Origin of the sequence: Dactylosporangium sp. CA-139114 (assembly GCF_050955725.1) — a bacterium.
Classification (GTDB): domain Bacteria; phylum Actinomycetota; class Actinomycetes; order Mycobacteriales; family Micromonosporaceae; genus Dactylosporangium.
The window spans coordinates 4,100,153-4,113,213 of the sequence record NZ_CP192080.1; the positions used below are offsets into that span (position 1 = coordinate 4,100,153).

Here is a 13,061-nt window from a genome sequence, read left to right on the forward strand (position 1 = left end):
GGGGGATCTCCTAAGACGGTATGAGGCCGGATCGGTGAAGCTGGAACAGCCAGCTCGCCGCCGCGGCGACGAGCGCCGTCACTGCTGCCCGCCGGCGCGCCCGCGGCGTCCACGGGCGCGGCGGCCGGACCAGGCCCAGGTGCCGCAGCGCGAGCAGCGGCACCGTCACGGCCGTGAGCAGCGCCAGGCCCGCGAGCGCCGGGTTGGCGCCGAGGGAGGCGAGCACCCGGCCGTGCACGAGTTCCACGGCCGCGGTGGTCAGGCCGCAGGCGGGGCACGGCACGCCGGTCGCCCACCGCAGCGGGCACGGCAGGCCGAGGCCCGCGCCGGCGCTGAGCGCCGGCCAGACCGCGGCCGCGGCGCCGACCGCGAGGCCGAACGCGCCGAGGCGCTCCGGAACCGAGTACTGCCTGCCCACCCTGCAACCCGTCCTCGAAGTGACGAGTCGTGAGCTTAGGTCGTGATCGACATTGCTCGCTGTCCTCCGATCGTCCGATGCCAAACACCGTGAGCAGGCACGATTCGGATCAGATGGGAAATATCGCCGCAGCACACGTCGCAGAAGTGGATGTATACGCCACCCCGGCACACGACGCGAAATCCCGGGCGCGGCACGACCGCACCGGACGGCACGAACTCGCAGGCGGCTCCGGCCGGACGGAGAGGGGTGTGCGGGGGCGCCGTGCGGTGGGGTGCAACGGCCGTGCTCGTGACCGTGCTCGTGTCGGGCAACGCCCGTACGACACGGCCCCGGGCTGGTGCGGTGACCGTGCTCGTGGCCGTGCGGTGGCCATGCTCGTGTCGTGCAACGCCCGTGCCCGCGCAGTGCCCGCGCCCGCGCGACACGTCCCCGGGCTGGTGCGGTGACCGTGCTCGTGTAATGCAACGCCCGCGCCCGCGCGACACGAGCACGGGCGCGGGCTCGTGCGGCGGCTGTGCTCGTGGCCGAGCGGAGGCGTGCTCGGGCGAGGTTGTCAGCGGACGCGCAGGGTGGGGCCGTCCGCGGGAATGAGCTCGCCGATGACCGGGTAGCCGGGCACCTCGCCCGCCACGAGCAGGCCGCCCGACGTCTGCGCGTCGGCCAGCAGCAGCAGCTCGTCCTCGGGCGTCGCCCCCGCGTCCAGGTGCGGGCGCACCCAGTCGAGGTTGCGCCGCGTGCCCCCGCTCACGTAGCCGTCGGCGAGGGCCTGGCGGGCGGCTTCGAGGTACGGTACCGATGCCGCGTCGACGACCGCGGTCACGCCGCTCGCGCGGGCGAGCTTGTGCAGGTGGCCGAGCAGGCCGAAGCCGGTCACGTCGGTGGCGCACTCGGCGCCCGCGGCCAGGGCGGCCTCGGACGCGTCGCGGTTGAGGGCGCACATCGCGGCGACCGCGTGCGGGAACGGCTCGCCGGTGGCCTTGTGGCGGCTGTTGAGCACGCCGACGCCGAGCGGCTTGGTGAGCGTCAGGGGCAGGCCCGCGCGGCCGCGGTCGTTGCGCAGGAGGCGTTGCGGGTCGGCGAGGCCGGTGACCGCCATGCCGTACTTGGGCTCCGGGTCGTCCACCGAGTGCCCGCCCGCCACGTGACAGCCGGCCTCGCGGGCGATGTCGAGCCCGCCGCGCAGGACCTCGGCCGCCAGCTCCAGGGGCAGCACCTCGCGGGGCCAGGCGAGCAGGTTCACCGCCACGACCGGCCGGCCGCCCATCGCGTAGACGTCGGAGAGGGCGTTCGCGGCGGCGATGCGGCCCCAGTCGTACGCGTCGTCGACCACCGGCGTGAAGAAGTCCGCGGTCGCCACGACGGCCGTGCCGTTCGCGATCGAGACGACCGCCGCGTCGTCGCCGTCGTCGAGCCCGACGAGCAGCTCGCCGGGGCCGTCGGGGGCCCGGTCGCCGACCAGCCCGGCGACCACCGCCTCGAGCTCGCCGGGCGGGATCTTGCAGGCACAGCCGCCGCCGTGCGCGTATCCGGTGAGCCGGATCGTCTGCGTCACGCCACCCACTCTAGGCACATCGCGGCCCGCGGTCATGGTTGGTCAGCGACCGCGACGTCGGCCGGGGACTCGGCAGGGATGCCGGCCGGGCGGTCGAGCGGGAACAGGATCGGGCTGAGCAGGTGCTGCGCGCGGCCGGGGGCGGGCCCGTTCGCGAGGATCGGCAGGATCGCCGCGCGCATGCCCCCGATGAGCTGGTCGCGCTCGGCCGGGGTCAGCCACACCGCGTGCTGGCGGTAGCCGACCTGGTCCGCGGCCGGGTCGGCGGCCGGATCGTCGAGGTAGGCCTGGAACTCGGCGAGCAGCGCCGCCATCGACGCCGCGAACGCGCGCCGGTGGTCGTCGGCGGTCGCGGCCGCCGCGCGCTCGGCGGTCACCGCGGCCCGCGCCGGCTGCAGCCGGTAGTGCCGCTCCACGAACCCGCGCACCCGCTGCTGCCCCGACTCCTCGAGGATGCCGGCCTCGGCGAGGAGGGCGACGTGGCGGTACACCGTCGCCTTCGACGCGTCCGCGATCCGCTCGCACAGCTGCTGCGTGGTCAGGCTGCGCCCGCCGGACAGCGCGTGCACGATCCGCAGCCGCACCGGGTGCAGCAGGAGCTCGACGGGGTCCATTGGCTTATGTTCGCACACCTGATAATGTTCGCATTCATGAGAATAATGCCGCGGGGTGCGCTCGTCGAGGCGGGCGGGCGCCGCATCGCGCTGTACCGGGCCGGTCGCGGGGGGCCGCCCGTCGTGTTCCTGCCCGGCGCCGGGCTCGTCGGGCTGGAGTACGACAACCTCGTGCGGGCCGCGTCGGCGCTGACCACGGCGGTCACCTACGACCGGGCCGGCACCGGCTGGAGCGACGACGCCGACCTGCCCCGCACCGCGGCCGCCGTCGCCGGCGAGCTGCGCGAGACGCTGCGCGCGGCCGGCATCCCCGGCCCGTACGTGCTGGCCGGGCACTCCATGGGCGCCGTCTACGCGCGCCGGTTCGCCCAGCTGTTCCCGTCCGACGTCGCCGGCCTGCTGTTGCTCGACCCCGGGCACGAGGACATCCTGCGCCACCTGCCGGCCGAGGTCGTCGCGCTCAACGAGCGGATGAAGCCCACGTGGGAGGCGCTGCCGGAGCTGACCCCCGAGCAGATCGAGGCGTCGAGGGCCGCGCTGCTGCGGCTGTACGCGTCGTGGCCCGACGACATCCGCGAGCCCCTCGTCGAGCATCGCCTCCAGCACTGGCGCACCGGGCTGCGCGAGGGCCGCAACCTCGAGGACGAGGTGTACGCGGAGCTGGCCGCCGGCGGCCGGCTGCCCGACGTGCCGCTCATCGTGCTCAGCGCGGCCGAGCGCAACCCGCTCTGGGTCCAGCACATGCCCCCGGAGCTGCTCGAGCGAGCCCACGACGGCGTGCACGCCCTGCACGCGGCGATCGCCGCCTCCGTCCCGCGCGGCGAGCAGCGCCTGGTCGCGGGGGCGTCGCACCAGTATCTCCACGTGCAGCGGCCCGAGCCGGTCCTCGCCGCCCTGCGCGACCTGCTCGGCCGGGTCGCCGCCGGGCCGCCGCCGACCGATCCGGCGTGATGCCCTTGCCGGAACGGGTGTACCGGTTAAACCGGTCCGGGCGATAGGGTGGCGAAATGCCAGATCTCTTCCGCCGGGGCGCCGGAAGGCTGTGCCTCGACTTCACGCGGACGCTGCGCCACCGGGGCACCGAGCACGCCGTCGAGGAGCTGCCCGACGGGCCCGCGCTCGCGGCGTGGGTCGGCCAGTGCGGTCCGGTGGCCCCGGTGCCGGGCAGCGTGGTGCCCGCCGCGATCGTGCGGGACGCGCACGAGCTGCGCGAGGCCGTGTACGCGCTCGTCGCCGCGGCCCGCACCCGCGCCGGGGCCGCGGCGGCGGGCGGGGCGCCGCGCGAGCGCGTCAACCAGGCGGCCGCGCGCACCGTGCCGACCCCGGCGCTGGGGGAGCGCGGGGAGCTGCGGTGGTATGCGAACGACCCCGTCACGAGCACCCTCGCGCTCGTCGCCCGCGACGCGCTCGACCTCGTGACCTCCCCGGCGGTGCAGCGCATCCGCGAGTGCGCGGACCCGGCGTGCGACGCGGTGTTCCTCGACGGGTCGCGGCCCGGCAGCCGGCGCTGGTGCTCGATGGACAGCTGCGGCAACCGCGCCAAGAAGCAGCGCCGCCGCTCGGAGTCCGCCCGGGTCGCCGTCTGACGCCCGCCGGGCGGCCGGCGTCCGGCCGGGCCGGTGCCGGCTGCGCGGCGGTGACGGGTTCGGGCTGCGGGCCGGCTACGCGGCGGTGACGGGTTCGGGCTGCGGGGCCGGGGCGGGCGTCGCCGCGTGCCGCGGCGCCGTGGTCACGAGCAGGGCGAAGCCGAGCAGGCACAGCGCGGCCGCCGACACGTAGGCGTAGCGGTAGCCCACGTCCGCCGACAGCCCCAGCAGCGGGCCGGCCAGCAGCGACGCCACCGGGAACGCGTTGGCGGCCAGGGTCGTGGCGCGGCCGGGCTCGCCGGGCAGCAGCTCCTGGACGTAGGAGATGCCCAGCCCCTGCACGGCGGCGATGAAGGTCGCGTTGAGCACCTGCAGCGCCGCGATCTGCCAGCTGTGGGCGACCAGGGCCACCAGCGTGTAGTACACCACCCCGGTCCCGGCGCCGAGGACGATGAGGCGGCGCAGCGGGTAGCGGGTCGACAGGGCGCCGAAGCCCAGCATGAGCGGGATCTCCAGCGCGGCGCACAGGCCGAGGATCAGGCCCGCGTCGCGCACCTGGGCGTGCAGGACGTGGGAGAGGTACAGCGACATCGCCTGCACGTTGAGGATGCCGGCGGCCTGCATGACGGCGAACGCGGCCACGGTGCACCAGACCACCGCCCCGGCCCGGCGCGCGGGCGGGCGCTCGTGGTGCGCGGGCGGGGACACCTCGCCGAGGCGCAGGAAGATCACGGCGGCGGCGGTCGCGTACATGGCGGCGGCGGTGAGGTACAGCACCCGGAAGCCGCCCCACTGCAGCAGCAGCGCGGCCACGGGCGGGCCCGCCACCCAGGCGACCGAGAACACCATCCGCAGGGTGCTGATCGCCATCGCCGCGCGGGTCGAGCCGCGCTGCGAGAGCACCTCGCGGGCGTAGGCGAAGGACTGCGGGAACAGGGAGCCGCTCAGCGCCGTGAGGGTCATGGTCAGGGCGAGCAGCACCCAGTACTCGCGCACGAACGCGGTCGTGATCGCCCCGGCGAACCCGGCCAGCGCCGCGGTGAGCAGCAGCCGGCGGCGGATCGGGCGGCGGTCGGAGAGCCGGCCGAGCAGGTTCGAGGAGACCATCGAGGCCAGCGGGCCGGCGACGAGGAACGCGCCGACCAGGGCCGGGGCCGCGTGGACCTCGGTGCTCAGGAACAGCGACAGGAACGGGCCGACGACGGCGACCGACATGCCGACGAAGAAGAAGATGATGCCGAGCGGGACGAGGGCGCGGCGGGCGGTGCTGGACGGTGCTTCGACGCTAACCCCTGAAACCACCTCCGCACCTTACGGGACCGAACGGGAGCGCTCGTGTGCATATCGCGAAGCTCACGGCGAGCGCTGGGCCCGGGCCCGGCGTTTGCCCTCGTGCATGGCCTGCACGCGCGGGACGGGAATGGTGTGGCCCTCGGCGATCAGGTCGGCCGGGACCGCCTGCGGGCCGGGCATGTGCGCGGCCCACGGGTCGGCGTCGCCGAGCAGCCCCGGCGCCGTGTGGACGGTGAAGTCGCGGGGCGTGACGCGGTCCAGGTCGGACCAGTCCAGCGGGAAGGAGACCGGGCAGCCGGGCCGCAGCCGCGGGCTGTACGCGCACACGACCGTCGCCCCGCCCACCCGCGTCGGGTCCAGGAAGACCTTGCCGTGCCGGTCCTCGCGGATGAACGCGGTCGTCGCCAGGCCCGGGTCGAGCCGCTCGGCCCGCGCGGCGATCGCGCGCGTCGCGGCGGCCACGTCCGGCATCGGCGTCGGCTCGATCGGCACGAAGACGTGCACGCCCTTGGCGCCGCTGGTCTTGACCGCGCCGCGCAGCCCGGACGCGTCGAGGGTCTCGCGGATCAGCCCGGCCGCGCGCACGACGAGCGAGAAGTCGCCGCCCTCCGGCGGGTCGAGGTCGAGCACCAGGTGCGTGGTGTGCGCCCAGTCCCCGGCGCGCACGAGCGCCGGGTGGTACTCCACCGCCCGCTGGTTGGCGAACCACAGCAGCGTCCGGCGGTCGTCGCACAGCGCGTAGGCGACGTCGCGCTTGGACGTCTCGGCCCACATGTGCACGGTCTTCACCCACCCGGGCGTGTACTTGGGCACGTTCTTCTGCATGAACGAGTCCTGCCCGCGCATGATGCGCACCACGGACAGCGGCCGTTCGCGCAGCACCGGGATGATCCGGTCGCGCACGGCGTCGAGATAGTCGACGAGATCGCGCTTGGTCGCGCCGGCCCCCTCGAAGATGGGCTGGTCGAGGTTGGTCAGCGCGACCCCGTCACGTTCCTCGGCGGTGCTCACCGTCACACCGTATCGGCTGGGCGCGCTCAGAGCAGCAGGTCCATGTTGAGCGCGGCGCCGGCCTTCATCCCGCCCGCGGCCGCGCCGATGACCTGGCCCATCGGGTCGGCGAGGTTCCCGGCCACCCACACGCCCGGCACCTCGGTGCGGCCCGTCGCGTCGGCCGCGACGTAGGTGGCGACCGGCAGGCCCTGCAGGTGCAGGGTGGCAAGCGGCAGCCCGAGCTCGTCGAGGAACCCGGCTCGCGCGGCGAGCGTCGTCTGCACCACGGTCGCCTCCCGCGGCACGAATCCGCCGTCCTGCAGGTGTACGCCCCGTGCCTCGACCTTCGCGACCGCGCCCTCGACGACGGTGACCGCCGCGGGGACGCCCGGCACCTCCAGGCCGTTGGTGAACAGGACCAGGTCGCGCGTCCACTGGGTCCACAGCAGCGCCGGGTGCGCGGCCAGCGCGCTGGTGGCGATGATGCCGACGGGGCGGTCGCGCACCTCCCAGCCGTGGCAGTACGGGCAGTGCAGCACCCAGTCGCCCCAGCCCTCGGCCAGCCCGGGGATGTCCGGCAGCTCGTCGACGACCCCGGTGGTGACCAGCAGCCGCCGGCCGGTGAACCCGGTGCCGTCGGCGAGGACGGCGCGCAGGTCGTCGCCGTCGCGGAAGGCCCGCACGACCTCGCCGGTGACGATCTCGGCGCCGTAGCCGCGGGCCTCCTCGCGCCCGATCCGCAGCAGCTCGCCGGGCGGGGTGCCCTCCCGGCCGAGGTAGTTGTGCACGCCGCCGGCGGGGGCGTTGCGCGGCTGCCCGCCGTCGAGGACCAGGACGCGGCGGCGCGCCCGGGCCAGGGTCAGTGCCCCGCTCAGCCCGGCCGCCCCGCCGCCGATGACGATCACGTCGTACCGCTCACTCATGGGCTCGACGATGCCCGGTCGTCGCGCCGTTGGCAAAGCTCTTTGCCGGAATGGCAAACTGGCGGCCATGGACGATCACGTGGGCCCCCGGCTGCGGCGGCTGCGCGAGCAGCGGGGCGTGACCCTGACCGCGCTCGCCGCGGACACCGGCATCTCGGTGAGCACCCTGTCGCGGCTCGAGTCCGGCGGCCGCCGCCCGACGCTCGAGCTGCTGGTGCCCCTCGCCCGGGCGCACGGGGTGACGCTGGACCACCTCGCGGGCACGGAGCCGACCGCCGACCCGCGGGTGCACGCGCAGCCGGTGGTGCGCCACGGCATCACCCACATCCCGCTCAGCCGGCGCCCTGGCGCCCCGATGGCGTTCAAGCTCGTCTTCCCGCCGCACACGCCCGCGGACGACACGCCGGCCCCGCAGACGCACGAGGGGTACGAGTGGCTGTACGTGCTGTCGGGGCGGCTGCGTTTCGTCCTCGGCGAGCACGACATGATGCTGCAGACGGGCGAGGCGGTCGAGTTCGACACCCGGGTGCCGCACTGGTTCGGCAACCCGAGCCCGTACGCCGCCGAGGTGCTGAGCCTCTTCGGCCCCCAGGGCGAACGGGTCCACGTGCGCGCCCGCTCGCGCTGAGCGGTTCACCGCCGGCGCACAGGCTCCTGGCGCCGGGAGCCGGGACCACGACGCTGCCCCGCCTGGTCCGGCCCGCACAGCAGGCCGCTCGTCTCCTGACCCGGCGCGAGGTCGGCCAGCAGCTGCGAGACCGAGGCCGCGTCCAGCTCCGCGAGGGGCCGGGCGCGGCCCTCGCGCGTGCGAATCCGGATCTCGCGCAGGTCCTGGTCGGGCTGCCGGTCCGGCCGCGGGCCGAGCGCGATGCCGGGATCGAGGCCGACGGTGACGACGTCGCCGCCGGGCAGGTCGCGCTCCATCCCGAGCACGCGGGCGCCCTCGACGGCGGCCCGCCGCCACCCGTGCCGCTCCAGGGCGAGCAGCCGCACCACCGCGACGGGGCGCAGCCGTGCGGCGGCGGACTCGCCGGGCTCCAGGCGGTACACCGGGCGATGCAACTGCGGGAAGGGCTGCAGGATGCCGTAGTCGGTGAACACCGCCAGCCAGGCGGGAACGTCGAGGTCCGCGGGGTGCGCGACGCCGAGCAGGTCCCCGTCGGCGAGGTCGGCCCGCTCGTCGGTGACGCCGGCCAGGGTGCGGTCCTCGGCGACGCGGAGCGCGGGGCCCGGCGCCCCGGGCGGGCCGGTGATCCACACCAGCCGCCGGGCGAGCGGGAACAGCAGCGGGTGCTCGAGCAGCACCCGGAACTCCGCCGCGCTCCACCGCCGCCCGCCCGTCATCGCCAGCTCGAGGCGGTGGGTCTGCTCGGCCGCGACCTTCCGGACGCCCTGGCGGATCGCCGCGAACGGCGACCCGGGCCGGTCCCGGCGGCGCGTCCCGCGCTCGTCGCTCACCCAGGGGCGCAGCTGGTCGTCGAAGCCGGCGGTGATGCGGTGCGGGCCGTCGCCGAGCACGATGGTCGCGTCGGGGGCGAGGCCGAAGCGGGGGACGAGCCGGTCGGCGAGCGCGTCGGCGGTCAGGCCCAGCCCGGCGGCGACCTCGGCCAGGGCCGCCTCGGCACGGGCGCGGACCGCCCGGGTCTTCGCCGTGGTCGCCAGGGCGTGCAGCTGCCGCAGCGCCGCCTCGCCGCCCAGCCGCCGCAGCACGTCGATCCCGGCGGCGACCCGCCGGCCGGCGCCCTCGGCGGCCCACCGCCGCACCGCCTCCGCCAGCCACGCCGCGGTCTCGTCGTCGCCGACGAGCGCCTGCGCCTCGAGGGCCCAGCGCCCCGCGGGCGGCGCCCCGGCCTCCTCCCAGCGGCAGCACACCGCCCAGCCGAACCGGGCCAGGTCGCCCGCCTCCGGGGTGACCTCGCCGCGCATGAGCCGCCCCACGACCGGCGCGGCGGCGACCCGGATCGGCGGCAGCGTCGCGGGCTCGACCCACGGCGGCAGCCGCGGGTCGTGGCCCGTCGCGGCCACGGCCGTCCCGGTGTGCCGGGCGAGGTGGCGGCTCAGCAGCTCGGCGACCCGGGGCCGGGACGCGTTCGCCCGCAGCAGCGGCACGGCGAGGTCCGGGAAGCGATGCGCCGCGGCCATGACCGCGGCCGGTCCGCCGCGCTGCCCGGCCAGCCCGAGCAGGGTCTCGAACGCGCGCCGGGTCCCGATCGCCGGCAGCGCCTCGGTCATCGCCGCGAGGTACTCGGGCACCCCCGCCATCGTGTACTCGACCGAGCGGCCGGTCCAGTAGGCGGCGTACAGGTCGAGGATCCCGTCGCCGATGCCCTCGGCGAGGGTGTGCAGCAGCTCCGGCTCCCGCAGCTGCTCGGCCTGCGTGGGCGCGAGCCGGGCGAGCACGGCCAGTGCCTGCTCCACAGTCGACACCGACGCCAGGAGCAGCGGCGCGAGCGGGTGCCGCTCGGGCACCTCGGCGACGTGCGCCGCGGCGAGGTCCGGCACGAGGAACGCGGCCGCGAGCCGGTGCGCCCACGACCCGGTGCGGACCTGGCGCAGCGCGTCGGCGGCCTCGGCGTACACCGCCTCGGGCGCGCCCGCGAGCGCCGCGCGCACCGGCGCGAGCACCCGCCGCGCGGCCACCGCCGCGTCCGTGCGCGGCTCCTGCCCGGCGGCGAGCTCGACCGCGGCCCGGGCCGCGGCGCCGAGCGGCGCCGCGGGGTCTGCGACCGGCGCGAAGGCCAGGGCAGCGCCGCCGCGGCGCGGGTAGAAGGAGCGGTGCCAGGACGCCGGGAGTACGAACCGCACCCCGGCAGCCTAGAGCCGCCCGGGACTTGTCCCTCACGCGGCGTCATGCCACATAGTCGGCGGTGTGGAGGAGCACCTGACCGTGGGACGGGTGGCCGAGCTGGCCGGCATCACCGTGCGCACGCTGCATCACTACGACGAGATCGGGCTGCTGCGGCCGTCCGCGCGGACCGCGGCCGGGCACCGGGCCTACTCGGCGGCCGACGTGGAGCGGCTGCGCAAGGTGCTGGCCTACCGGCGGCTGGGCTTCGGGCTGCGCGAGATCACGGACCTGGTCGACGACCCGGCCACCGACGCGGTCGCGCACCTGCGCCGGCTGCGCGGCCTGTTGCTGGGGCAGCGTGACCGCGCCGCCGCCATGGTGACGGCCATCGACCGCGAGCTGGAGGCACGGGCCATGGGGATCGGCACGACGCCCGAGGAGCGGCTGCGGATGTTCGGCGCGAGGCTGTACGACGCCATCGGGTCCGCCTACCCGGCGACGCGGCGCACCGAGCCGCGCATCGCCGCGCGCATCTGGGACGCGCTGGGCGACGCCCGGACGGTGCTGAACGTCGGGGCCGGCACCGGCTCCTACGAACCCCCCGACCGCGAGGTCACGGCGGTGGAGCCCTCGGCGGTCATGCGGGCGCTGCGTCCCCCGGGCGCGGCGCCGTGCGTGGCCGCCGCCGCGGAGCGCCTGCCGTTCGAGGACCGCTCCTTCGACGCCGCGATGGCGGTCAGCACCGTGCACCACTGGCCGGACCCGGTCGCCGGGCTGCGCGAGCTGCGGCGGGTGGCCCGCCGCGTGGTGGTGTTCACGTACGACGCCGACGACATCGGCTGGCGCCAGCGCTTCTGGCTCACCCGCGACTACCTGCCCGAGTTCGCCGGCCTGCTCACCGGCTGGCCCGCCCTGGCCGACCTGACCCGCGCGATCGGCGGACGCGCGGAGCCGGTGCTCATCCCGTGGGACTGCGCCGACGGCTTCTTCGAGGCGTACTGGCGCCGCCCCGAGGCGTACCTGGACGACCACGTGCGCCGCGCGGTGTCGGTCTGGACCCGGGTCGGGCCCGAGGCCGAGCGGCGCGCGGTGCGCTCGCTGCGCGAGGACCTCGCCTCGGGCCGGTGGGCCGAGCGCAACCGCGACCTCGCCGCGCTCGACACGGCCGAGCTCGGCCTGCGGCTGCTCGTGGCGTGAAACCCCCGGGCCGGCTCAGGCGGCGGGCGCCGGTGATGCCGCCGATCCCCGGTACCGCGTCGATGCGTCACCTGGAGGAGAACATGTCGGCCCTGCCGTAAGGTGTGTTCGTGCAAGAGGCCACTTTCACCAAGCGCGCCGCGGTCGGGCTGCGCTCGGAGCGCGGACCGATCCTGGGCTCGGTCATGCTGACCACCGGCCTGGTCGCGCTGGACAGCACGATCATCGCCACCGCGGTGCCGTCGGTCGTGCGCGACCTGGGCGGGTTCGCGCACTTCCCGTGGCTGTTCTCGATCTACCTGCTCACCGCGGCCGTCACGACGCCGCTCTACGGCAAGCTCGCCGACGTGCTCGGCCGCAAGCCGGTCATGTTCTTCGGCATCGCCGCGTTCCTGCTCGGCTCGGTGCTGTGCGGCGCCGCCTGGAGCATGCTCACGCTCATCGTCTTCCGCGCGATCCAGGGCATCGGCGCCGGCGCCATCCAGCCGATCAGCATGACGATCATCGGCGACCTGTACTCGGTCGAGGAGCGCGCCCGCGTCCAGGGCTACGTGGCCGGCGTCTGGGGCGTCTCCTCGGTCGTCGGCCCGACCCTCGGCGGGGTGTTCGCCGACTACCTGTCGTGGCGCTGGATCTTCTTCGTGAACCTGCCGCTGGGTCTCTTCGCGGCGTGGATGTTCGCCCGGCACCTCAAGGAGAACGTCGAGCGCCGCGCGCACCGCATCGACTACCTCGGCGCCGGCCTGCTCATCGCCGGGTGCACGCTGCTCATCCTGGCCACCCTCGAGGGCGGCATCATGTGGGCCTGGGCCAGCGCCCCGAGCATCGTCATCTTCACGCTCGGCGCGGCCATGATCACGGCGTTCGTGTTCGTCGAGCGCCGCGCGGCCGAGCCCGTGCTGCCGCTGTGGGTGTTCAGGCACCGCACGCTCATCGGGGGCAACCTGGCCGGGGTCGCCGTCGGCGCGCTCGTCATCGGCCTGAGCTCCTACATTCCCAACTTCTCCCAGGGTGTGCTGGGCACCAGCGCCCTCGTCGCCGGGTTCGTGGTCGCCGCGATGACGCTGGGCTGGCCGATCGCGGCGACGCTGTCGGGCCGCGTCTACCTGCGCATCGGCTTTCGCAACACGGCGCTGATCGGTGGCGTGGTCATCATCGCCGGCACCGTCATGTGCGCCCTGCTCACCGAGGCCACCACGGTCGCGATGACCTCCGTCGCCTGCTTCGTGATCGGCATCGGTCTCGGCCTCGCCGCCGCCCCGACGCTCGTGGCCGTGCAGTCCGTCGTGGGCTGGGACCGCCGCGGCGTGGTGACGGGCACGAACATGTTCTCGCGCTCGATCGGCAGCGCGGTGGGCGCGGCCGTCTTCGGCGCGATCGCGAACACGACCCTGGAGCGCCGCTTCGCCGCCGCCCCGCCGGACGTGAAGCCGTCCCTGACCGCGGGCGCCGACGCCACGACGATCCTGCTGAAGGCCGGCGCGGCCCCGGCGAACGTCGTGGACTATGTGCGGGCGGCCCTCTACACGGCGTCGCACAACGTGTTCGTGGCGCTGGCCGTGGTGGGCGTGTGCGGCGTGGCCGTGATCCTGCTGATTCCGCGGCACGTCGAGAAGCTGCCGGACGGTTCGTAAATGCCGCGCGCGAGCATCCGCCGTGCTGATATCTTCCGGCGATGACCACCACGACGCATG

The 13,061-nt window shown here is 75.6% G+C and carries 12 protein-coding genes; 5 read left to right on the plus strand and 7 right to left on the minus strand.

From position 1 onward, the window contains the following. Positions 1 to 10: 10 nt before the first annotated feature. The 3 genes from ACQP2P_RS18690 to ACQP2P_RS18700 form a co-directional block, all read right to left on the minus strand. Positions 11 to 418, minus strand: a complete 408-nt coding sequence (locus tag ACQP2P_RS18690) for a DUF2752 domain-containing protein (RefSeq protein ID WP_433617654.1) — start codon at positions 416 to 418, stop codon at positions 11 to 13. Positions 419 to 974: 556 nt separating this feature from the next. Further along, a complete protein-coding gene (selD, locus tag ACQP2P_RS18695) occupies positions 975 to 1,982 on the minus strand; it encodes a selenide, water dikinase SelD (RefSeq protein WP_433617656.1) in 1,008 nt (335 codons plus the stop codon). Between the two features lie 23 nt (positions 1,983 to 2,005). After that, positions 2,006 to 2,587 (minus strand): helix-turn-helix domain-containing protein, encoded by a 582-nt coding sequence (locus ACQP2P_RS18700; protein WP_433617658.1) that lies wholly within the window; start codon positions 2,585 to 2,587, stop codon positions 2,006 to 2,008. A gap of 36 nt (positions 2,588 to 2,623) precedes the next feature. Here ACQP2P_RS18700 and ACQP2P_RS18705 point away from each other — a divergent pair, with 36 nt between their 5' ends. Next, the gene (locus ACQP2P_RS18705) at positions 2,624 to 3,538 is read left to right on the plus strand and encodes an alpha/beta fold hydrolase (protein WP_433617659.1); all 915 of its coding nucleotides are present in this window, start codon (positions 2,624 to 2,626) and stop codon (positions 3,536 to 3,538) included. Between the two features lie 56 nt (positions 3,539 to 3,594). Then, positions 3,595 to 4,173, plus strand: coding sequence for a CGNR zinc finger domain-containing protein (locus ACQP2P_RS18710; protein WP_433617661.1), 579 nt, complete (start codon positions 3,595 to 3,597; stop codon positions 4,171 to 4,173). 75 nt (positions 4,174 to 4,248) lie between these two features. On the opposite strand, the gene ACQP2P_RS18715 is transcribed toward ACQP2P_RS18710, so the two are convergent. The 3 genes from ACQP2P_RS18715 to ACQP2P_RS18725 are packed head-to-tail and all read right to left on the minus strand — an operon-like array spanning position 4,249 to position 7,382. Further along, positions 4,249 to 5,475: a sugar efflux transporter gene (locus ACQP2P_RS18715; RefSeq protein WP_433617663.1), complete on the minus strand. Its 1,227-nt coding sequence runs from the start codon at positions 5,473 to 5,475 to the stop codon at positions 4,249 to 4,251. A 51-nt stretch (positions 5,476 to 5,526) separates the two neighbouring features. Then, a complete protein-coding gene (locus ACQP2P_RS18720; protein WP_433617665.1) occupies positions 5,527 to 6,477 on the minus strand; it encodes a DNA polymerase domain-containing protein in 951 nt (316 codons plus the stop codon). Positions 6,478 to 6,503: 26 nt separating this feature from the next. Further along, positions 6,504 to 7,382 carry an NAD(P)/FAD-dependent oxidoreductase gene (locus ACQP2P_RS18725; protein WP_433617667.1) on the minus strand — a complete coding sequence of 293 codons (879 nt, stop codon included), beginning with the start codon at positions 7,380 to 7,382 and terminating at the stop codon, positions 6,504 to 6,506. Between the two features lie 67 nt (positions 7,383 to 7,449). On the opposite strand from ACQP2P_RS18725, the gene ACQP2P_RS18730 reads away from it, so the two are divergent. Further along, positions 7,450 to 8,010, plus strand: a complete 561-nt coding sequence (locus tag ACQP2P_RS18730) for a helix-turn-helix domain-containing protein (RefSeq protein ID WP_433617669.1) — start codon at positions 7,450 to 7,452, stop codon at positions 8,008 to 8,010. 5 nt (positions 8,011 to 8,015) lie between these two features. Here the strand turns inward: ACQP2P_RS18730 and ACQP2P_RS18735 are convergent, their stop codons facing one another. After that, positions 8,016 to 10,187, minus strand: coding sequence for a DUF4132 domain-containing protein (locus ACQP2P_RS18735; RefSeq protein WP_433617671.1), 2,172 nt, complete (start codon positions 10,185 to 10,187; stop codon positions 8,016 to 8,018). Between the two features lie 64 nt (positions 10,188 to 10,251). Here ACQP2P_RS18735 and ACQP2P_RS18740 point away from each other — a divergent pair, with 64 nt between their 5' ends. Next, on the plus strand, positions 10,252 to 11,367 hold the full coding sequence (locus tag ACQP2P_RS18740; protein ID WP_433617673.1) for a MerR family transcriptional regulator: 1,116 nt from the start codon (positions 10,252 to 10,254) through the stop codon (positions 11,365 to 11,367). 110 nt (positions 11,368 to 11,477) lie between these two features. Beyond that, positions 11,478 to 13,001: an MFS transporter gene (locus tag ACQP2P_RS18745; RefSeq protein WP_433617674.1), complete on the plus strand. Its 1,524-nt coding sequence runs from the start codon at positions 11,478 to 11,480 to the stop codon at positions 12,999 to 13,001. The last annotated feature ends 60 nt before the right edge of the window (positions 13,002 to 13,061 follow it).